The organism is Candidatus Glassbacteria bacterium (assembly GCA_019456185.1).
Taxonomy (GTDB): Bacteria; Gemmatimonadota; Glassbacteria; order GWA2-58-10; family GWA2-58-10; genus JAJRTS01.
On sequence record VRUH01000152.1, the window covers coordinates 1 to 425 of the forward strand.

Sequence of the window (425 nt, forward strand, 5' to 3'; positions counted from 1 at the left end):
TTATTGAGCAAGCGTGGTCTGGCCCAGTTTATCCCGTTTGATTCCATTGATAACGCGCCGGAGGAGCGCGAGCGGGGGATCACCATTCAGACGGCCCACGTGGAGTATGAGACGGAGAACCGGCACTACGCCCACGTGGACTGTCCGGGTCACGCGGATTACATCAAGAACATGATCACGGGAGCGGCCCAGATGGACGGGGCGATTCTGGTGGTGAGCGCGGCGGACGGCCCGATGCCGCAGACGCGTGAGCACGTGCTTCTGGCCCGGCAGGTGAACGTGCCCTCCATCGTGGTGTTCCTCAACAAGGTGGACATGGTGGATGACGAAGAGTTGGTGGAGTTGGTTGAGATGGAGTTACGTGATCTGCTGAACAAGTACGAGTTTCCCGGGGATGATACTCCGATTATCCGTGGGTCGGCGCT

Annotated in this window: 1 pseudogene (running past one end of the window); it reads left to right on the plus strand. The window is 59.3% G+C overall.

From position 1 onward, the window contains the following. Positions 1-425 (plus strand): annotated as a pseudogene (gene tuf / locus FVQ81_18565) (elongation factor Tu) (it continues 630 nt past the right edge of the window).